Genomic DNA, 19,444 nt, shown 5'->3' on the forward strand with positions numbered 1-19,444 from the left:
ACTACTGGAAAATTTTATCAAAAAAGGATAAACGATGTCGGTTACTCTGGTTACCGTCATTCGTTTATCCTTTTTCACTTCTACTTCTAAATATTTGTTATCTGAATACTTGCAGATTGCTTCACGCTTTGCTTAACTGCAATTTCCCACTTGTTCACATATAGAATAGAATATAATCTTAATCAATAATTGCAATACGCATCATATTACTGAATCCGCTCTTCTGTGCTCCAACATTTGGAGAAGGGATTCCTGCTGTCAGGATTACGATATCTCCTGTCTCTGCAAGCTGTTTTGCGCATACAAGATCAATCGCCCCTGTACAGATATCTTCTGTTGTCGTTACTTCAATAGATTTCAGTGGCTGTACACCCCAGTAAATCTGCATTCTGCGGAGAGTTGCCTCGTTCGGGCTTACACCGATAATATTTGTCTTTGGTTTGAACTTGGATACCACTCTTGCAGTTGCTCCGGATACAGTCGGAGTAATAATGCATTTCGCTCTTAAGTTCGTTGCTGTTGTAACGGTTGCATGTCCTAATGCGCTGGATGCACTCTTCATACGGTGTTCTTCAGCTTTTCTCAGAATAGAATCGTATTCCAGATGCTCTTCTGTGCTTTCTACAATATGGACCATCATCTGCAATGCCTCAACCGGATATTTACCCTGTGCAGTCTCACCGGATAACATTACTGCATCTGTTCCATCATATACAGCATTGGCAACATCTGTCACTTCCGCTCTTGTCGGACGTGGGTTACGAATCATGGAATCCAGCATCTGTGTTGCAGTAATAACCGGTTTAAAATTATCATTACATTTCTGGATCATCAATTTCTGTAAATACGGAACTTCTTCTGCCGGAATCTCTACACCAAGATCTCCACGGGCAACCATGATTCCATCTGCGCAGCGGATGATCTCATCAATATTCTTAATTCCTTCTGCGTTCTCAATCTTTGCAATGATTGGAATATAAGGTGCATTGCACTGCTTCAATACTGCTTTGATTTCCAAAATACACTCTGCATTTCTTACAAAAGAAGCTGCGATAAAATCAACACCCTGTTCTACACCGAATTTGATATCGTCTCTGTCTTTTTCTGTAATAGCCGGAAGTCTGACCGGTACATTCGGCACGTTGACTCCCTTCTTCTCACCAAGCTCACCACCGTTGATGACTTTACAGACAATCTCATCATTTCCTTTGTCTTTAACTTTCAGTTCGATCAGTCCGTCATCGATCAAAATTGTACTTCCGATCTGCACGTCATTGACAAGTCCTTCGTATGTGATGTAAGTCTTTGTCTCATCTCCAACACATTCTGTTGTTGTCAGAGTAAATGTCTCGCCTTCTTTTAAATGTACTTTCTTACCGTCTTTCAGAACACCGGTACGGATCTCCGGTCCCTTTGTATCCAGGAGGATTGCGATCGGCTTGCCTTCTTCTTCACGGATTCTCTTCAGCATATCCATACGGAACTTCTGCTCTTCATGATCTCCGTGTGAAAAATTAAATCTTGCAATATCCATTCCATTGCGTACAAGTGCACGCATTGTATCTTCGTTATTTGTATTTGGTCCCATTGTGCATACAATCTTTGTTTTCTTCATAATAAACCTCTTCATCCTTTCCCATTTACTTCATTTACTAAATTTACTATTGTTCATTTACTGAACATGTATATGTGTGAACAAATGCTCCTGGCAATATTCATAGTTGCCGTGGCATTTTGAACAATACCGAAATTCAAGATTCGGATCATCTAATTCGGTCCGCCCGCATACTGCACATCTGTGCTTTGCACCACCTGTCGCATACGGATTCTGTGTCGAACGCGCCTGTCTTACATTCTTCTGAAAATCTCTCTTGCGTTTCATCTGCTTCGGGCTGTATGCTCTTGTCTTTCTTGAACTCAAGAAAAACAGCAGGAAGTTAAGAATCGACACAAATGCAGCAAGCGCATTTGCTTTATAATAAATGCCATAAACGGCATTTCCGCCATAACTTGGAATAAACGCCTGTGCAATCCCGTAAAGGAAAAATGCACCGTCAAGCCATGCAAGCCATTTTGCTTTTACCGGAATGACAAACCATACCAGGAACTGTACGTCCGGATACAGAAATGCGAATACAAAAAACAACGACATATTCAGATACGCTGTATCAAGATGCATGGAAATACCCGTAATCAGATAGACAAGGATCGCTGCAATCACATGGAACAGTACTCCCGCAAAGAAATATACATTAAATCGGAACGCTCCCCATGCTGCTTCAAGCTGCTTTCCAATAAAATAATACAGCATTAATGCAAATGCCACCCAGATAAGGCTTGTACTCGGCGGATCAATAATAAATGTAATAACTCTCCACACCTGACCATGTAAGATTGCCGGAGCATCCAGGCTCAGCCATGTAGAATAAAATGTTGGATTCACCATGTCAAGTATAAACCCGAAACCATACAATATTACTATGTAAAGCATCAGATTGTCAATGGCATACCTGCCAAACTTTCTCTCTAATTTATCTAACCAGTTCATAATCTAATCTTCTATACTCCTTTTTCTTATCATGACTCTCATTCTAACGGCTTCAAAAATGTTTGTCAATTCTGTCATATAAGTTTCACAGCTTTTTTACAATTCTATAACATTTGTTAATTGTCTTTTTGATTTTTTTGTCGTATAATGTTACAGTCTATTAAGCTTACATGCATTTAATAAGAAAGAATACATATATTTAACTAGATAAGGAGTACATATTATGAGCCAAAACGAAGTATACACACTGGGGATCGATATTGGTTCTACTACCGTGAAGATTGCTTTGTTAGATTCTGATAATGAAGTAGTCTTTTCTGATTATGAGAGACATTTTGCTAATATCCAGGAGACACTGTCCGATCTGTTAGGACGTGCCATTTATAAAGTCGGACCTGTTTACGCATCCCCGGTCATTACCGGTTCCGGCGGACTGACACTTGCCAAACATCTGAAAGTGCCGTTCGTCCAGGAAGTTATTGCCGTATCTACAGCATTACAGGATTACGCACCACAGACAGACGTTGCGATTGAGCTTGGCGGAGAAGATGCTAAGATTATTTATTTTGAAGGCGGCAATGTAGAGCAGCGTATGAACGGTGTCTGCGCCGGTGGTACCGGTTCTTTCATTGATCAGATGGCTTCTCTGTTACAGACAGATGCTTCTGGTCTTAATGAATATGCAAAGAATTATCAGGCGCTTTACACGATTGCCGCGAGATGCGGTGTATTTGCCAAATCGGATATCCAGCCACTTATTAACGAAGGAGCCTCCAAAGAAGACCTGGCTGCTTCTATTTTTCAGGCTGTTGTCAACCAGACCATCAGTGGTCTTGCCTGCGGAAAGCCGATTCGTGGTCACGTTGCCTTCTTAGGTGGACCGTTACACTTCCTTTCCGAGTTAAAGGAAGCATTTATCCGTACTTTAAAACTGGATGATGAGCATACGATTGCTCCTCACCATTCACATTTATTTGCAGCGATTGGTTCTGCACTGAATTCAAAAAAAGACCTGCACGTTTCCTTACAGGAGATGCAAAAGCGTCTGGAAGGCAAGATCCAGATGGAATTTGAAGTAGAACGTATGGAACCATTATTTGCAACGGAACAGGATTTCAAAGAATTTAAAGAACGTCACGACAAAGACCAGGTACCGATGGGCGACCTTGCCTCTTATAAAGGAAAAGCATTCCTGGGAATCGATGCCGGTTCAACAACTACAAAGGCTGCTCTTGTCGGCGAAGACGGCACACTGCTTTATTCTTTCTATCATAATAACGAAGGAGATCCGCTTGGTACAACAATCCGTGCGATCAAGGATATTTACAGTAAACTGCCGGAAGGTGTTGAGATTGTTCACTCCTGCTCGACCGGATATGGCGAAGCGCTGATCAAAGCTGCTCTTCTGCTGGACGAGGGAGAAGTAGAGACAGTTTCCCACTACTATGCTGCATCCTTTTTTGAGCCGGATGTAGACTGTATCCTTGACATCGGTGGTCAGGATATGAAATGTATTAAGATCAAGAACCATACAGTTGACAGTGTACAGCTCAATGAAGCATGCTCTTCCGGATGCGGTTCTTTCATCGAGACATTTGCAAAATCATTGAACTACAGTGTAGAAGATTTTGCACAGGAAGCATTATTTGCAAGAAATCCGATCGACCTCGGAACCCGCTGTACGGTATTTATGAATTCCAAAGTAAAACAGGCGCAGAAAGAGGGCGCAGAAGTTTCCGATATTTCTGCCGGTCTTGCTTATTCCGTTATCAAAAACGCATTGTTTAAAGTAATCAAAGTTTCCGACGCATCCGAGCTCGGTGAGCATATTGTTGTGCAGGGAGGAACTTTCTATAACAATGCCGTTCTCAGAAGTTTTGAGAAAATCGCAAACTGCAAAGCCGTACGTCCGGATATTGCCGGTATCATGGGAGCATTCGGAGCTGCCCTCATTGCCAGAGAACGTTATGTTGACTGTGAAGGTACTACGATGCTTTCCATTGAGGACATTGAAGCGCTAGAATACTCTACAACAATGACTAAATGTCGAGGATGTACAAATAACTGCCGTCTGACGATCAATCATTTCAGCGGCGGACGCAGATTTATTACAGGAAACCGCTGTGAAAAAGGACTGGGCAAAGAAAAATCAAAAAATAACCTTCCAAACCTTTTTGCTTACAAATTAGAACGTTATTTTAATTATGAACCATTAAAAGCCGAGGATGCAAAACGCGGTACGATCGGTATCCCACGTGTACTGAATATGTATGAGAACTATCCGTTCTGGTTTACATTTTTCAATACATTAGGATTTTCCGTTGTGCTCTCTCCTGCTTCTACACGTAAGATTTATGAACTGGGAATTGAGTCCATACCGAGTGAATCCGAATGTTATCCGGCGAAACTTGCGCACGGACATGTACAGTGGCTGATCAACCAGGGCGTACAGAATATTTTCTATCCAAGTATTCCTTATGAGCGCAATGAGTTTGAAGAAGCAAATAACCACTATAACTGTCCGATCGTAACCTCCTACCCGGAGAATATTAAGAATAATATTGATGCGATCGTCCAGGGCGAAGTGAATTTCATTCATCCGTTCCTCTCCCTGCAAAGCGAAGAGACGATCCGCTATCGTTTAAAAGAAGAACTCTGCGAAAGATTTGATATTTCCGGAGCTGAGATCGACACTGCTGTACATGCAGCATGGGAAGAATTAAAAGCATGTCGTGAAGATATGCGCAGAAAAGGCGAAGAGACAATTAAATTTCTTAAAGAGACCGGCAACCGCGGCATTGTCCTTGCAGGACGTCCATATCACATTGATCCAGAAGTCAACCACGGTATCCCGGAACTGATCAACTCCTATAACATTGCAGTTCTGACAGAAGATTCGATTTCTCATCTGAATCCTGTCGAGCGTCCATTAAATGTTATGGATCAGTGGATGTATCACTCCCGCCTTTATGCAGCCGCAAACTATGTGAAGACAGTAGATAATCTGGATCTCATCCAACTTAACTCTTTCGGCTGTGGACTAGATGCTGTTACGACAGATCAGGTTGCTGAGATCCTTACAAATTCAGATAAGATTTATACTTCTCTGAAGATTGACGAAGTAAATAACTTAGGTGCTGCACGTATCCGTGTCCGCTCTCTGCTGGCTGCGATCCGTGTCAGAGAACAGAGAAAAGACGAAAGACATATCCAGTCTTCCGCGATCAAGAAAGTTTCCTTCACAAAGGAAATGCGTAAAGACTATACGATCCTCTGCCCGCAGATGTCACCAATCCACTTTGAACTTCTGGAGCCTGCATTCCGTGCTTCCGGATATAACATCGAAGTACTTCCGAATGACAACAAACAGGCTGTTGACGTAGGACTTAAATATGTAAATAATGATGCATGTTACCCATCTCTGATGGTTGTCGGACAGATCATGGAGGCAATTCTTTCCGGCAAATACGATACTGAAAAGATTGCTGTGATCATCAGCCAGACCGGTGGTGGATGCCGTGCTTCGAACTATATCGGATTTATCCGCCGTGCCCTTAAGAAAGCCGGTTATGCACATATTCCGGTAATTTCCATCAACTTAAGCGGACTGGAAGGCAACCCTGGATTTAAGATTACACCTTCTCTCGCACTCCGTGGCGTATATGCGGCTATATTTGGAGATATTTTCATGAAATGTACTTACAGACTTCGCCCTTACGAAGCCGAAAAAGGTGCTGTAAATGCCATGCATGAGAAATGGAAGAAAGTCTGCATTGACTTTTTATCTTCCGGATATCCGTCCAGACGCAAATTCAAGAAACTGTGCCGTGAGATCATCGAAGACTTTGACAACAACATTAAACTGTTGGATATTAAGAAACCGCGTGTCGGTGTTGTTGGAGAAATTCTTGTCAAATTCCTTCCGGCGGCAAACAACTATCTTGTAGAACTTCTGGAAAGTGAAGGTGCCGAAGCTGTTGTTCCGGATCTTCTGGACTTCCTGCTTTATTGCTTCTATAACCAGAACTTCAAGGTAGAAAAACTTGGATTTAAGAAATCCAAAGCCACACTCGGCAATCTTGGTATCAAGGCACTGGAGTGGTTTCGTGCACCGGCAACAGAGGCATTCAAAGCAAGTAAACACTTCGATCCACCGGCTAAGATCGAAAATCTTGGCAAGATGGCTTCCAAGATCGTATCTCTCGGAAACCAGACCGGTGAAGGCTGGTTCCTGACCGGCGAGATGTTAGAGTTGATCCACAGTGACGCACCGAACATTGTGTGTACACAGCCGTTTGCCTGCCTGCCAAACCACGTCGTAGGAAAAGGCGTTATCAAGGAACTGCGCAGACGCTACCCACAGTCCAACATTGTCGCTATCGACTTTGATCCGGGCGCCAGTGAAGTAAACCAGCTGAACCGTATCAAACTGATGCTGTCTACGGCTAATAAGAATTTAAATCAGTAATAAAGTTTCAATATAAAAACGACACAGAGAAAAATTACTTTTAATTTATTCTCTGTGTCATTTTTTATTTCCAATTACACCAGAAATTACGGCATCATACATATTTCAGTATATCCGCAACATCTGCCTCTACATAATCGGCTCCTGCCTGTGCAAATTCTTCTTTGTCTCCGAATCCATATAAAATGCCAAGACAGTCTATTCCAATCTTATGCGCGCCGATAACATCATATTCTCTGTCTCCGATCATAAGCACATTTTTCAGATCTGTAATGCCATTTTCACGAAAAGCATATTCTATCACTTCCGCCTTCGTCCCTCTGCCACCATCCAGTTCCATTCCGGCAACGTATGTGAAATACGGCGTAAGCGAGAAATGATCCATAATCTGTTTTGCATATACTTCCGGTTTGGAAGTTACCACCAGAGCTTTTTTTCCTGCTTGTTTAACGGCTTTCAGCACATCAGGTATCCTATCATACAGCTTACACTCAAAAATGCCTTTGTCCTGATAATACTCGCGGTAAGCGTCAACCGCTTTCCAGCTTTCTTCTTCAGAAAATCCATAATATTTTGTAAAAGATTCCGTAAGCGGCGGTCCGATAAACGCATACAGTTTCTCACGTTCCGTCTCCTCGATTCCGAATTTCTTCAACGCATAAATAACTGAATTGATAATCCCTTCTGACGAATCAATTAATGTCCCGTCCAGGTCAAATAAAAATGTGTTATATTCCATGAGCTTCTTCCCCCTGATTTATTTTATCATATAGCGAATCAGACATAGAATCAGCAAATGCACCGGATAAAATATATAGAAAAACCACCGGTTCCACTTTCTGAACTTTGTCATCTGATTTCCATTATAATAGCACAAAAGTATAATCCCGGACAAGGCGATTCCAAGTCCGTTTCCGCAGGCGAGGCATGCCGCTTTAAAAATTCCATGCGCACTTATATAGGTACTGAAATTTAAAATCATAAATAAAATTATCACGATCACATAACTCTTTGCAAGCTCTTTTTTCCTACCACGATAACGGACAAATAAATACACGCCAAGTGGCGCAATTAATTTCCAACAACAAAAGAAACTGGTTGCAAAAATCAGAACCAGAGAAATCCTGTGTTCCCACTCTGCCATCGGGCGTTCTATAAGCTCCGGAACCGCCAGGCATAAAAGCAATGTAAACAGCATATTTAACTGTCCATCCCGAAACGCCATACTATATGGAATCTGCGAAAGGACTGCAAAAACAAGTAATCTTCCTGCATAATTTTTCCGGCTTCTCGTGTAATAATACCCTTCCACAAGAAAATAGCACATGGTCATTGCTGCAAAATATCCGATGTCGCTTAAGCTCTCATATAAAAAATTGCCCGGTGTCAAGAACATCCGGGCAATATGATTGCAAACCATTGTCAGAATTGCAATGTATTTACATGTATCACGGTTCATTATTTCACCAGTAAAGAAGCGCCATTCATCTCTTTTGGCTGCTCCATACCCATTAATTCGATCAGTGTTGGAGCGATATCAGCCAGGCATCCACCTTCTCTTAATTTGTAAGCCGGATCAGCATTTACAAGGATAAACGGTACCGGGTTTGTTGTGTGGGCGGTAAATGGTTCTCCTGTCTCATAATCAATGAGCTGTTCTGCATTTCCGTGATCAGCACAGATGAACATCTGTCCGTTAACTTCTTTCAAAGCTTCCACCGCCTTGCCAACACACTCATCAACTGCTTCCACTGCCTTAATCGCAGCTTCCTGTACTCCGGTATGTCCTACCATATCCGGATTTGCAAAGTTGATGATGATAACATCATACTTATCAGATTTGATCGCAGTTGTTAATTTGTCGCATACTTCGTATGCACTCATCTCCGGTTTCAGATCATAAGTTGCTACTTTTGGAGATTTAACGAGAATTCTGTCTTCGCCCTCATTCGGTTCTTCCACTCCGCCATTGAAAAAGAATGTTACATGTGCATATTTCTCTGTCTCTGCAATACGTGCCTGTTTCAGACCGTGTGCAGCCAGATACTCACCGAATGTATTTGTAATCTCTTCTTTGACAAATGCAACCAGTTTATTTTCGATCGTAACATCATATTCTGTAAAGCATACAAATGTTGTTTTTACTCTGTCGCCTCTCTCAAATCCGTCAAATGCGTCATCACAGAAAGTTCTTGTGATCTCTCTTGCACGATCCGGACGGAAGTTAAAGAAAATAACAGAATCATCATTTTTAATCGTTGCAACCGGTTTCCCGTCTTCAACAACAACGGTCGGCAGAACAAATTCATCTGTTGTATCTTTGTCGTAAGAAGCCTTGATTCCTTCCGGTCCGCTTACTGCCTGCTCGCCTTCACCGCAGACAAGTGCACGGTATGCTTTCTCGACACGATCCCAGCGGTTATCACGATCCATAGCATAGTAACGTCCCATAACCGATGCAACTTTACCTACACCGATTTCTTTCATCTTAGCTTCCAGTTCTTCTACATATTCTTTACCGGATGCCGGTGGTGTGTCACGTCCATCCAGGAAGCAGTGTACATATACTTTCTCGATGCCCTGTCTCTTTGCCAGTTCCAGAAGTCCGTAAATATGTGAATTATGACTGTGTACTCCACCATCAGATACCAGTCCGAAAAGATGCAGTGCGCTGCCATTATTCTTCACATTCTCGCACGCAGCAAGAAGCGCTTTATTTTCAAAGAAGTCTCCATCCTGGATTGCTTTTGTGATCTTTGTCAGATCCTGATATACGATTCTTCCGGCTCCCATATTCAGATGTCCGACTTCTGAGTTACCCATCTGTCCATCCGGAAGACCTACTGCCATTCCGCTTGCATTTCCTTTTACAAAAGGATATTCTGCCATTAATTTATCCATAACCGGTGTGGCTGCCTGCGCGACTGCATTACCGTTTGTATTCTCATTTAATCCATAACCATCCAAAATCATTAAAACTGTTGGTTTTTTACTCATAAAATATTGTATCTCCTTTCTCGTTTTTTGCAATTAAAAACTGCTTCGATTCCTGCATACAGAAATCGAAGCAGTCAAAATACTTATTATTTGTAATTTACAATCTTGCCAAAGTCAGCTTTCAGGGAAGCTCCACCGACAAGACCACCGTCGATATCTGCCTGTGCAAATAATTCAGCAGCATTTCCTGCATTTACAGATCCACCATACTGGATGCGGATTGCTTCTGCTGTTGCCTCGTCATATACTTCAGCGATGCATGCACGGATTCCTGCGCATACTTCTTCAGCCTGCTCTGTTGTAGCTGTCTTACCTGTTCCGATTGCCCAGATTGGCTCATAAGCGATAACTGCTGTCTTAGCCTGATCTGCTGTAACATTCTGGAATCCGACTTTAACCTGCTGGCGAATGAAATCCATTGTTACACCCTGTTCTCTCTGCTCAAGCGTCTCTCCACAACACATGATCGGTGTAAGACCATGTTCAAATGCTTTGAGGACTTTTTTATTAACAGTCTCATTTGTCTCTGCGAAATATTCTCTTCTCTCAGAGTGGCCGAGAACAACATATTTAACACCAGCGTCTGTGAGCATTGCCGGAGAGATTTCTCCTGTGTAAGCTCCGCTTTCTTCAAAATACATATTCTCTGCTCCGACTTCAATGTTGCTTCCTTTACATGCTTCTACAACCGGAATGATATCAATTGCAGGTACGCAGAATACAACATCTACTTCTTCGTTAGCAACTAATGGTTTTAATTCTTCAACCAAAGCAACTGCTTCACTTGGAGTTTTGTTCATTTTCCAGTTTCCTGCTACAATTTTCTTTCTAGCCATTTTTATCTCTCCCTAATTTTATATTTGTAAGTCTTTACTTATCATTTGCAGCTGCAACACCCGGCAGTTCCTTTCCTTCCAGGAACTCTAAGGATGCACCGCCACCAGTAGAGATATGAGTCATCTTATCACCGTATCCAAGCTGGTTAACAGCTGCTGCAGAATCGCCGCCGCCGATAATTGTAGTAGCTTCTGTATCAGCAAGCGCTTTTGCTACTGCTTCTGTTCCTTTTGCAAAGTTCGGCATCTCGAAACATCCCATTGGTCCGTTCCATACAACTGTCTTTGCGTCTTTTACTGCATCACAGAAAATCTTGATCGTTTCTGGTCCGATGTCAAGTCCTTCCCATCCGTCCGGAATCTCGCCACGTTTTACAACTTTGATATTTGCATCGTTAGAGAAATCATCTGCGATTACGTTATCTACAGGAAGAAGAAGTTTTACACCTTTTTCTTCTGCTTTCTTTTTCATGTCCAGTGCATACTGGCAGTAATCTTCTTCCAGAAGGGACTTACCAACTGTACCACCTTCTGCTTTTGCAAATGTATAAGACATTCCACCACCAATGATCAGTGTGTCAACTTTGTCAAGCAGGTTGTTGATTACAGAAATCTTGCTGGATACTTTGGCTCCTCCAAGGATCGCAACAAACGGTCTTGTCGGATTGTTTACTGCATTTCCGAGGAAATCGATCTCTTTCTGCATAAGATATCCTACAACTGCTGTATCCACATATTTTGTAACACCCACATTGGAACAGTGCGCACGATGTGCTGTACCAAATGCATCATTTACAAATACATCGCAAAGAGAAGCGAGTTCTTTGCTGAATGCATCCCCGTTCTTTGTCTCTTCTGCTCTGTAACGGGTATTCTCAAGAAGAATAACATCTCCGTCTTTCATTGCAGCTACTGCTGCTTTTGCATTCTCGCCTACGACTTCTCTGTCTGCTGCAAATTTAACTTCCTGTCCGAGCAGTTCTGATAAGCGTACTGCAACCGGTGCCAGAGACAGCTCCGGTACTGGCTCTCCCTTCGGCTTTCCAAGGTGAGAACAAAGAATAACCTTACCTCCGTCTGCAATCAGCTTCTTGATTGTTGGAAGAGCTGCTACAAGACGATTCTCATCTGTGATCTTACCATCGATAAGCGGTACGTTAAAATCGCATCTTACGAGTACCTTTTTTCCTTTTACGTTGATGTCATCAACTGATTTTTTGTTAAGCATATCGTTTACCTCCTAATATTCAAAAAAAGAGGCCCGGTCCAATAAGACCGGACCCTTTTTTGAGTCATAATTAAGCTAATTCAGAGAAGTATTTGATTGTTCTTACCATCTGGCTTGTGTAAGAATTCTCATTGTCATACCAAGATACAACCTGAACTTCTGTTGTTCCGTTGTCTAATGGCAGAACCATTGTCTGAGTAGCATCAAATAAAGAACCATATCTCATTCCTACGATGTCGCTTGAAACGATCTCATCTGTGTTATATCCGAAAGACTCTGTAGAAGCTGCTTTCATAGCTGCATTTACTTCGTCAACTGTAACTGTTCCGTCAACAACTGCTGTAAGAATTGTTGTAGATCCTGTAGGTGTTGGAACACGCTGAGCAGATCCGATTAATTTTCCATTTAATTCTGGAATAACAAGACCGATTGCTTTTGCAGCACCTGTGCTGTTAGGTACGATATTAACTGCAGCAGCACGGGATCTTCTTAAATCACCTTTTCTCTGCGGTCCGTCAAGTGTCATCTGATCTCCTGTGTAAGCATGGATTGTGCACATGATACCAGATTTGATAGATGCAAGGTCGTTCAATGCTTTAGCCATTGGAGCTAAGCAGTTTGTTGTACAAGAAGCTGCGGAAATAACTGTGTCTTCCGGTTTCAGTTCTGTATGGTTTACATTGTATACGATTGTAGGAAGATCGTTTCCTGCCGGTGCGGAAATAACAACTTTTCTTGCTCCTGCTTTGATGTGTGCAGATGCTTTCTCTTTAGATGTGTAGAAACCTGTACACTCAAGGACAACGTCTACTCCGATTTCTCCCCAAGGAAGTTCCTCAGCGTTAGCCTTTGCATAAATTTTGATTTCTTTTCCGTCAACAATGATGGAATCTTCTGTAGCTTCTACTGTATCAGCCAGTGCATATTTTCCCTGTGATGAATCATATTTTAACAGGTGAGCAAGCATCTTAGGAGATGTTAAGTCGTTGATTGCAACTACTTCATATCCCTCTGCTCCAAACATCTGTCTGAATGCCAGACGTCCAATACGTCCAAAACCATTAATCGCTACTTTTACTGCCATGATCAATTCCTCCTAAAGTTTATTCTAACTATACTTTATTGTGAACGCTTTAACATTTTAAAGCACTCCCAACTGGCTTAATTGTACTAAATCTGGTACAAAAGTTCAAGTGTCTTCTATATTTTTATGAAAGTTGCTTAAAAACAGGCTTTCTTTGCTTAAATTCTGTATAATATGTAAAACCGCATGCCCGCAATATGCCATTTGCCTTGTCAAAATCCCATGCAATATGCTCCGGACAGTGTCCGTCTGCACCGACTGTGATGATCTCTCCACCTAACTCCCGGTATCTTTTTAATACATCCGGGTGTGGGTGTGCATATGGAAGTCCATATTTTAATCCTGCCATATTGAGTTCAAGTCCTTTGCCTTTTGCAATGATATTTTTCAGGATCTCATCGATCAGCTCTGCATATTTCAGATACGAATATGCCTGTTCTTTATCTTTTCCATAACGGATCATATAATCCAGATGTCCGAGCACATCATAATCTTCATAAATACGGACATCTTCCAGCATCTCTTCCAGAACTTCCCGGTAAACTTCTTCATCTGTTTTTCCATCAAAGATCTCTCCGTGTGCGATATCCAGTTTATGTGTGGAATGTACGGATCCAATCACAAAATCAAATGGATATTTTTTTACAAATTCCCGGTAAAACGGTTCCAGATAAGGCTGAAGTCCGATTTCTACACCGATCCGTACATCAATCTTATCTTTGTATTTGTCCCGCAGCGGCGGCATTACTTTAAAATATTCTTCCGGCTTAAACACTTCTTCCGGTCCCCATGCAAAATCATCTTTGTCGTGGTGATCCGTAAAACAGACTGCCTGAAGCCCTTTGGCTATCGCACCAAGGATCATCTCCTCCGGTGCGGATTTTGAATCATGTGAAAAATTCGTATGCATATGCACATCTGCCCGCATCATCGCATTTCCTCCTGTCACTGTTTTTCATTTACTGTTTCGTATTCTCTAGCTGTCTCCGATGATCGTTCCACCGCCAAGCACATAATCCTGGTCATAGAGGACAACTGCCTGTCCCGGCGTAATTGCTCTCTGCGGTTCTTCAAATGTACAGAGGATCTCATCTTCCCCTGTTTTCTCCACCATGCACCAGGCGCCTCTGTGATTATAACGGATCTTCGCCCAGACGCGTTTCGGTTCTTTAAGGTTCTCCACAGACATGAAATTAACCGCATTGGCACGGACATAACGCGACATGGACTCTTCATTGGAACCAACTACTACTTCATTCGTCTCCGGTCTGATCTCAAGGACAAATACCGGATATCCGAGAGAAAGTCCGAGACCTTTTCTCTGTCCTACTGTATAATGGATGATTCCTTTATGTCTGCCTACAACAGTTCCATCACTTGTTACGAAATTGCCCGGCTGTATCTTCTCTCCGGTATACTCTTCTATATAAGAAGCATAATCTCCATCCGGAACAAAACAGATATCCTGACTGTCTGGTTTGTGCGCCACCTGAAGTGCGACTTCCGATGCAAGCTCACGGATCTGGTCTTTCGTATATTCCCCGACTGGCATAAGTGTTCTCGCAAGCTGGTCCTGCGTCAGATTATAGAGTGCATAAGTCTGGTCTTTTGCTCCGGTTGCGGATGTATGAAGCGCATAGCGTCCGTTTGGAAGCTGTTCGATCTTCGCATAGTGACCGGTTGCGATATAATCTGCTCCGATATCCAGGCTTCTCTTCAGGAGAGATTCCCATTTTACATATCGATTACAGGCAATACACGGATTCGGTGTCCTTCCATTTTTATATTCATTTACAAAATAATCAATGACATGTTCTTTGAATTCTTCCTTGAAATTCATAACATAATAAGGGATACCGATTGCTGCTGCTACACGTCTGGCATCGTCTACGGCGCTTAAACCGCAGCATCCGCCATTCTCTTCCTGGACAAATTCATCTTCATCCTGCCAGATCTGCATCGTTACCCCTACTACATCGTATCCCTGTTTTTTTAAAAGCCAGGCAGCCACGGAGGAGTCAACTCCTCCTGACATGCCTACAACTACCTTCTTTTTATCCATGCTTTTTTCCATGTTTGTCTCCCGGCTTTAATATTCCTCTTCTTCGTCCTCTTCACCTTCGTGAATATCAGACTTTGGTTTCTCTAATCCTTCGATCGTAATACCATTTTTTGTTGCATAGTCCCAGAGTGCTGCATGAATTGCTTCTTCTGCAAGAAGTGAGCAGTGTACTTTTACCGGCGGAAGTCCGTCCAGCGCTTCCATTACGGCTTTATTTGTTACCTCCATTGCTTCCTGGATTGACTTTCCTTTAACTAGTTCTGTCGCCATACTGCTTGTTGCTACAGCAGCTCCGCATCCAAATGTCTTGAATTTGACATCACGCACGATTTGGTTCTCATCGATATCAAGATAAATTCTCATGATATCTCCACATTTTGCATTACCAACTGTTCCTACTCCGCTGGCGTTCTCTATCTCTCCGACATTTCTCGGATGCTGAAAATGATCCATTACTTTTTCTGAATACATATTAAATTCCTCCTGTATCTTATATCTTGTCTGTGTCTTGTTATTTATTTCTGTTTCTTTACAAAATCTTCATATAATGGTGACATATTTCTTAGGTGTGCCACGATCTCTTTCAGATTATCCACAACGTAATCAATATCTTCTTTTGTGATCTCTTCGTTGATCGTCAGTCTCAAAGAGCCATGTGCGATTTCATGAGGCAGTCCGATTGCAAGTAGTACATGGGAAGGATCAAGAGATCCGGATGTACATGCAGATCCGCTGGATGCACAGATTCCTTTCATATCCAGCATGATCAGAAGAGATTCTCCTTCTACAAACCGGAAACTGAAGTTGGCATTGTTTGGAAGTCTGTCAGTTCTGTGTCCATTCAGACGGCAGTATGGAATTTCTTTCAATACACGATCAATCAGATAATCTCTGACCTCGATCTCTTTTGCCACTCTCTCTTCTCTTGTATTCGCAGCACGCTTTGCAGCTGTTCCGATTCCGACAATTCCAGGAACATTTTCTGTACCTGCACGACGTTTTCTCTCCTGTGCTCCACCATGAACGAAAGAACGGATCTTCACACCTTTACGGATATAAAGAAAACCGATTCCTTTCGGTCCGTTAAATTTATGTCCACTTGCACTGAGCATGTCAATATGACACTCGTCTACATTAATTGGGAGCTGTCCATATGCCTGTACTGCATCTGTATGAAATAAAATACCGTGCTCTTTGGCAATCTCACCGATTTCTTTGATCGGCTGGATCGTTCCGATCTCGTTATTTGCAAACATAACAGAAATCAGGATGGTTGTCGGACGGATTGCTGCTTTTAATTCATCCAGTTTTACTTTTCCGTCTTCATCTACATCTACATAAGTAACTTCAAATCCTCTTTTTTCCAGATACTGTGCAGTGTGAAGGATCGCATGATGCTCGATCTTTGTTGTAATAATGTGATTGCCTTTCCCTGCATATGCTTCTGCTGTTGCTTTCAACGCCCAGTTGTCAGATTCTGAACCACCTGCTGTGAAATAAATTTCATTTGCACTGGCTCCAAGTGTATCAGCAATTGCTTCTCTCTGTTTGCTGATCATTTCTTTATTACCGGACGAAAAGCTGTAAACGCTGGAAGGATTTCCATAATGCTCTGTAAAATAAGGAAGCATTGCATCTACGACTTCCGGTGCTGTTTTTGTTGTTGCTGCGTTATCAAGATATAACAGTTTACCCATGATAAATTCCTCCATTTTCTATTCTGAATGAGTACACTTCGTATGATCATATACACCGTGTGGATTCATTTCTTTGCTTTCTTTTACCAGTTCATCTAACATCATCTCATCAACTGCATGATTGATGCTGTCGTTGATCCTCTGCCAGACATATTTGGTTACACAGCCTTCAGAAGCCATACATCCTTCTTCTGAAAAAAAAGCTGCACATTTGACCGGTTCCAGACTTCCTTCGAGTGCCCGCAAAATATCTCCCACTGAAATCTCACTGGAATCTTTTGCCAGTACATACCCGCCGGAGGCTCCCCGGATACTCTTCACCAGACCTGCTTTCTTCATCTTAGCCACGAGCTGCTCCAGATACCGTTCGGAAATTCCCTGTCTCATTGCAATACTTCCAATAGAAACCGGTTCCTCTTCACTGTATCTGGCAAGATCTATCATTGCCCTTAAGCCATATCTGCCTTTCGTGGAGAGCTTCATCTCATCACCTTCTTTAATTCCTACCAATTCAATTCCCACTAAATTACTAGGATTTTTTCCTTTTGTAGAATAGCACCCTCTTAAAGTTCTGTCAAGGACTTCATTCAAATATAATATAATAATATTTTCAGCGGTTTTCCGACCGAAAGGAGTCTGTTTATGACAGAGAAACATATCATCCTGAAAGGAACATTCGTTCTGACCCTTGCCGCTTTTATATCACGATTCCTCGGTTTTTTCTACCGTATGTATTTAAGTCACACCTTCGGTGAAGCAAATGTCGGACTGTATCAGCTCATTTTCCCGGTCTATACACTGGGGATTGCCATAACGTGCGCCGGAATCCAGACTGCGCTTTCCCGACATGTTGCCGGTTACGTTGCTAAAGGGAAAAAAAAAGAAACAGACCTGCTTCTTTTTACTTCTATGATTTATACTGTTTTTCTCTCGGTGATTCTTATGCTTTTTACGCAGCACTATGCGCATGACATCGCATGTACGCTGTTGAAAGAACCGGCATGCAAACCCCTGCTGCTCCTGCTCTCTTACTGTTTTCCTTTTGCTGCCATCCACTGCTGTATCCTCGGCTATTATTTCGGTATGAAACAGGCTAAAATTCCCGCCTGGTCTCAACTTCTGGAACAGTCTGTCCGAATTCTTTCTGTATATGCAGTCTATTCTTTTGGCATCCGACACGGGCAGCATTTTTCTGTCTCCGTTGCAGTACTTGGAATGATCGCAGGCGAAGCTGCCGCAGCATGGTATTGTCTCCACAGTTTAAATTCATATTCCGAGACATTATCATCCCGCAAATCAACAGACATCCTTTTTCTCCGAAGGCTGTGCTGTCTGGATAATTTAAAGGCATTTCTTTCACTGCTTCGTTTTTCAATTCCGCTTACCGTAAGCCGGATCATGCTTACACTGCTGCAATGTCTGGAGGCATTCTCCATTCCATGGAATCTACAATATTACGGTCTGGATCGGAATGAATCTCTTCGTATCTACGGTGTGCTGACCGGAATGGCACTTCCGTGTATCCTGTTTCCAAGTGCGCTGACCGGATCTCTTGCAACAATGATCCTGCCATCTGTTGCACAGATTGAAGCAGAAAACAATACCCAAAAATTACGTCGTCTGATACGTAAAGTGACAACTACGTGCATTTTGCTCGGAAGCACATGTTGTATCCTGCTTCTGCTTTCAAGCTCTTTTATAGGAGTATGTCTCTTTCACAGTCCTTTAGCATCCAGATACATTTTTACACTCGCATGGATCTGTCCATTTCTGTATACGAATACAACATTTATCAGTGTTTTAAACGGAATCGGTAAAGCTGGCATATCCCTTTTCATCAATATGTTTACAATACTCATCCGTATTGCAAGTATCTATCTCAGCATCCCGGCATACGGAATCCGAGGATACCTGACTGGACTACTGTTAAGCCAGATATTTATGTTTTGTTTCTGTTTCATTTATCTGCATTATCATTACAGATTCAATGCGAACCGAAGGACAGCTGGGCTCACATAGCATTCCAGGAAAATACCGATAGCAAACAAAATTAACACGCCAGTTGTCTTATTTATATTCCAGCGATTTACAACAGGATAATTCAGTAAATAGATCAATATTGCCATATATGCCGCGACATAGAAAGGCATATGTGGCAGCAGTGCCAGCACGCAGATAAATATTCCTTTTATTCCAAGTTGTAAGACTGCTGCGCAGAACAATACGCCTGCCAGAAAACCTGTCCATAGAAAAAACAGTACCGCACTTGCCTTTTTCCATCTTGTTGCCCCTGCAAGCGTAAGAATGCAAAGAGGTAACAGGCGCATACGCACAATGTACCATATATATTCCAGTCCAGGTACGCACACTTTCACACTCTCTGTTAAATGATTTTCTGCAAATATTCCCATCTGCATGATGGACTCCTGCGCAATCAAATTCGCATATAGGATTCCTGCCATCACTCCCGCAGCATATACTGCTACCCAGATTTTTGTATATTCACGCATTGCCACGCCTCCCG

At 42.3% G+C, this 19,444-nt stretch carries 16 protein-coding genes; 2 read left to right on the forward strand and 14 right to left on the reverse strand.

The features are described from left to right. Positions 1-178: 178 nt before the first annotated feature. Positions 179-1,615: a pyruvate kinase gene (pyk, locus tag H8S07_RS00290; protein WP_021860506.1), complete on the reverse strand. Its 1,437-nt coding sequence runs from the start codon at positions 1,613-1,615 to the stop codon at positions 179-181. A 57-nt stretch (positions 1,616-1,672) separates the two neighbouring features. After that, positions 1,673-2,548, reverse strand: coding sequence for a hypothetical protein (locus H8S07_RS00295; RefSeq protein ID WP_021860507.1), 876 nt, complete (start codon positions 2,546-2,548; stop codon positions 1,673-1,675). A 223-nt stretch (positions 2,549-2,771) separates the two neighbouring features. Here H8S07_RS00295 and H8S07_RS00300 point away from each other — a divergent pair, with 223 nt between their 5' ends. Then, the gene (locus tag H8S07_RS00300) at positions 2,772-7,016 is read left to right on the forward strand and encodes a 2-hydroxyacyl-CoA dehydratase (RefSeq protein WP_118287856.1); all 4,245 of its coding nucleotides are present in this window, start codon (positions 2,772-2,774) and stop codon (positions 7,014-7,016) included. 94 nt (positions 7,017-7,110) lie between these two features. Here the strand turns inward: H8S07_RS00300 and H8S07_RS00305 are convergent, their stop codons facing one another. The 11 genes from H8S07_RS00305 to H8S07_RS00355 all read right to left on the reverse strand — a co-directional run bounded on the left by H8S07_RS00305 (position 7,111) and on the right by H8S07_RS00355 (position 17,403). After that, positions 7,111-7,755 (reverse strand): HAD family hydrolase, encoded by a 645-nt coding sequence (locus tag H8S07_RS00305; protein ID WP_118287855.1) that lies wholly within the window; start codon positions 7,753-7,755, stop codon positions 7,111-7,113. An 18-nt stretch (positions 7,756-7,773) separates the two neighbouring features. Next, positions 7,774-8,475: a TraX family protein gene (locus H8S07_RS00310; RefSeq protein WP_118287854.1), complete on the reverse strand. Its 702-nt coding sequence runs from the start codon at positions 8,473-8,475 to the stop codon at positions 7,774-7,776. Continuing rightward, positions 8,475-10,013, reverse strand: coding sequence for a 2,3-bisphosphoglycerate-independent phosphoglycerate mutase (gpmI, locus tag H8S07_RS00315; RefSeq protein WP_118287853.1), 1,539 nt, complete (start codon positions 10,011-10,013; stop codon positions 8,475-8,477). The genes H8S07_RS00310 and gpmI overlap by 1 nt, the downstream gene beginning before the upstream one ends. A gap of 86 nt (positions 10,014-10,099) precedes the next feature. Then, positions 10,100-10,849: a triose-phosphate isomerase gene (tpiA, locus tag H8S07_RS00320; RefSeq protein ID WP_021860512.1), complete on the reverse strand. Its 750-nt coding sequence runs from the start codon at positions 10,847-10,849 to the stop codon at positions 10,100-10,102. A gap of 34 nt (positions 10,850-10,883) precedes the next feature. Beyond that, positions 10,884-12,077, reverse strand: coding sequence for a phosphoglycerate kinase (locus H8S07_RS00325; protein WP_021860513.1), 1,194 nt, complete (start codon positions 12,075-12,077; stop codon positions 10,884-10,886). A gap of 70 nt (positions 12,078-12,147) precedes the next feature. Then, positions 12,148-13,161, reverse strand: coding sequence for a type I glyceraldehyde-3-phosphate dehydrogenase (gap, locus tag H8S07_RS00330; RefSeq protein ID WP_021860514.1), 1,014 nt, complete (start codon positions 13,159-13,161; stop codon positions 12,148-12,150). Positions 13,162-13,285: 124 nt separating this feature from the next. Further along, on the reverse strand, positions 13,286-14,089 hold the full coding sequence (locus tag H8S07_RS00335; protein WP_118659896.1) for a histidinol-phosphatase HisJ family protein: 804 nt from the start codon (positions 14,087-14,089) through the stop codon (positions 13,286-13,288). 48 nt (positions 14,090-14,137) lie between these two features. Further along, positions 14,138-15,223, reverse strand: coding sequence for a tRNA 2-thiouridine(34) synthase MnmA (gene mnmA, locus H8S07_RS00340; RefSeq protein WP_117537402.1), 1,086 nt, complete (start codon positions 15,221-15,223; stop codon positions 14,138-14,140). 27 nt (positions 15,224-15,250) lie between these two features. Beyond that, positions 15,251-15,694 (reverse strand): Fe-S cluster assembly scaffold protein NifU, encoded by a 444-nt coding sequence (gene nifU / locus H8S07_RS00345; protein WP_021860518.1) that lies wholly within the window; start codon positions 15,692-15,694, stop codon positions 15,251-15,253. A 44-nt stretch (positions 15,695-15,738) separates the two neighbouring features. Continuing rightward, positions 15,739-16,920 (reverse strand): cysteine desulfurase NifS, encoded by a 1,182-nt coding sequence (nifS, locus tag H8S07_RS00350; RefSeq protein WP_117537166.1) that lies wholly within the window; start codon positions 16,918-16,920, stop codon positions 15,739-15,741. An 18-nt stretch (positions 16,921-16,938) separates the two neighbouring features. Then, positions 16,939-17,403, reverse strand: a complete 465-nt coding sequence (locus H8S07_RS00355) for an RrF2 family transcriptional regulator (protein ID WP_021860520.1) — start codon at positions 17,401-17,403, stop codon at positions 16,939-16,941. 159 nt (positions 17,404-17,562) lie between these two features. On the opposite strand from H8S07_RS00355, the gene H8S07_RS00360 reads away from it, so the two are divergent. Continuing rightward, entirely contained in the window at positions 17,563-18,939 is a 1,377-nt protein-coding gene (locus H8S07_RS00360; protein ID WP_186855198.1) for a polysaccharide biosynthesis protein, read from the forward strand. Here the strand turns inward: H8S07_RS00360 and H8S07_RS00365 are convergent. Continuing rightward, positions 18,897-19,430, reverse strand: a complete 534-nt coding sequence (locus H8S07_RS00365; RefSeq protein ID WP_186855199.1) for a stage II sporulation protein M — start codon at positions 19,428-19,430, stop codon at positions 18,897-18,899. The two genes, H8S07_RS00360 and H8S07_RS00365, sit on opposite strands and share 43 nt — an antisense overlap. Between the last annotated feature and the right edge of the window lie 14 nt (positions 19,431-19,444).

This window comes from Dorea hominis, from assembly GCF_014287705.1.
Classification (GTDB): domain Bacteria; phylum Bacillota; class Clostridia; order Lachnospirales; family Lachnospiraceae; genus Dorea_D; species Dorea_D hominis.

Bases quoted from the DNA above. Each gene is read 5' to 3' on its own strand.
- H8S07_RS00335 (WP_118659896.1), bottom strand. From the start codon at position 14,089: ATGCGGGCAGATGTGCATATGCATACGAATTTTTCACATGATTCAAAA.
- H8S07_RS00355 (WP_021860520.1), bottom strand. From the start codon at position 17,403: ATGAAGCTCTCCACGAAAGGCAGATATGGCTTAAGGGCAATGATAGAT.
- gap (WP_021860514.1), bottom strand. From the start codon at position 13,161: ATGGCAGTAAAAGTAGCGATTAATGGTTTTGGACGTATTGGACGTCTG.
- H8S07_RS00310 (WP_118287854.1), bottom strand. From the start codon at position 8,475: ATGAACCGTGATACATGTAAATACATTGCAATTCTGACAATGGTTTGC.
- H8S07_RS00305 (WP_118287855.1), bottom strand. From the start codon at position 7,755: ATGGAATATAACACATTTTTATTTGACCTGGACGGGACATTAATTGAT.
- nifS (WP_117537166.1), bottom strand. From the start codon at position 16,920: ATGGGTAAACTGTTATATCTTGATAACGCAGCAACAACAAAAACAGCA.
- H8S07_RS00365 (WP_186855199.1), bottom strand. From the start codon at position 19,430: ATGCGTGAATATACAAAAATCTGGGTAGCAGTATATGCTGCGGGAGTG.
- pyk (WP_021860506.1), bottom strand. From the start codon at position 1,615: ATGAAGAAAACAAAGATTGTATGCACAATGGGACCAAATACAAATAAC.
- gpmI (WP_118287853.1), bottom strand. From the start codon at position 10,013: ATGAGTAAAAAACCAACAGTTTTAATGATTTTGGATGGTTATGGATTA.
- tpiA (WP_021860512.1), bottom strand. From the start codon at position 10,849: ATGGCTAGAAAGAAAATTGTAGCAGGAAACTGGAAAATGAACAAAACT.
- nifU (WP_021860518.1), bottom strand. From the start codon at position 15,694: ATGTATTCAGAAAAAGTAATGGATCATTTTCAGCATCCGAGAAATGTC.
- H8S07_RS00295 (WP_021860507.1), bottom strand. From the start codon at position 2,548: ATGAACTGGTTAGATAAATTAGAGAGAAAGTTTGGCAGGTATGCCATT.
- H8S07_RS00360 (WP_186855198.1), top strand. From the start codon at position 17,563: ATGACAGAGAAACATATCATCCTGAAAGGAACATTCGTTCTGACCCTT.
- H8S07_RS00300 (WP_118287856.1), top strand. From the start codon at position 2,772: ATGAGCCAAAACGAAGTATACACACTGGGGATCGATATTGGTTCTACT.
- H8S07_RS00325 (WP_021860513.1), bottom strand. From the start codon at position 12,077: ATGCTTAACAAAAAATCAGTTGATGACATCAACGTAAAAGGAAAAAAG.
- mnmA (WP_117537402.1), bottom strand. From the start codon at position 15,223: ATGGATAAAAAGAAGGTAGTTGTAGGCATGTCAGGAGGAGTTGACTCC.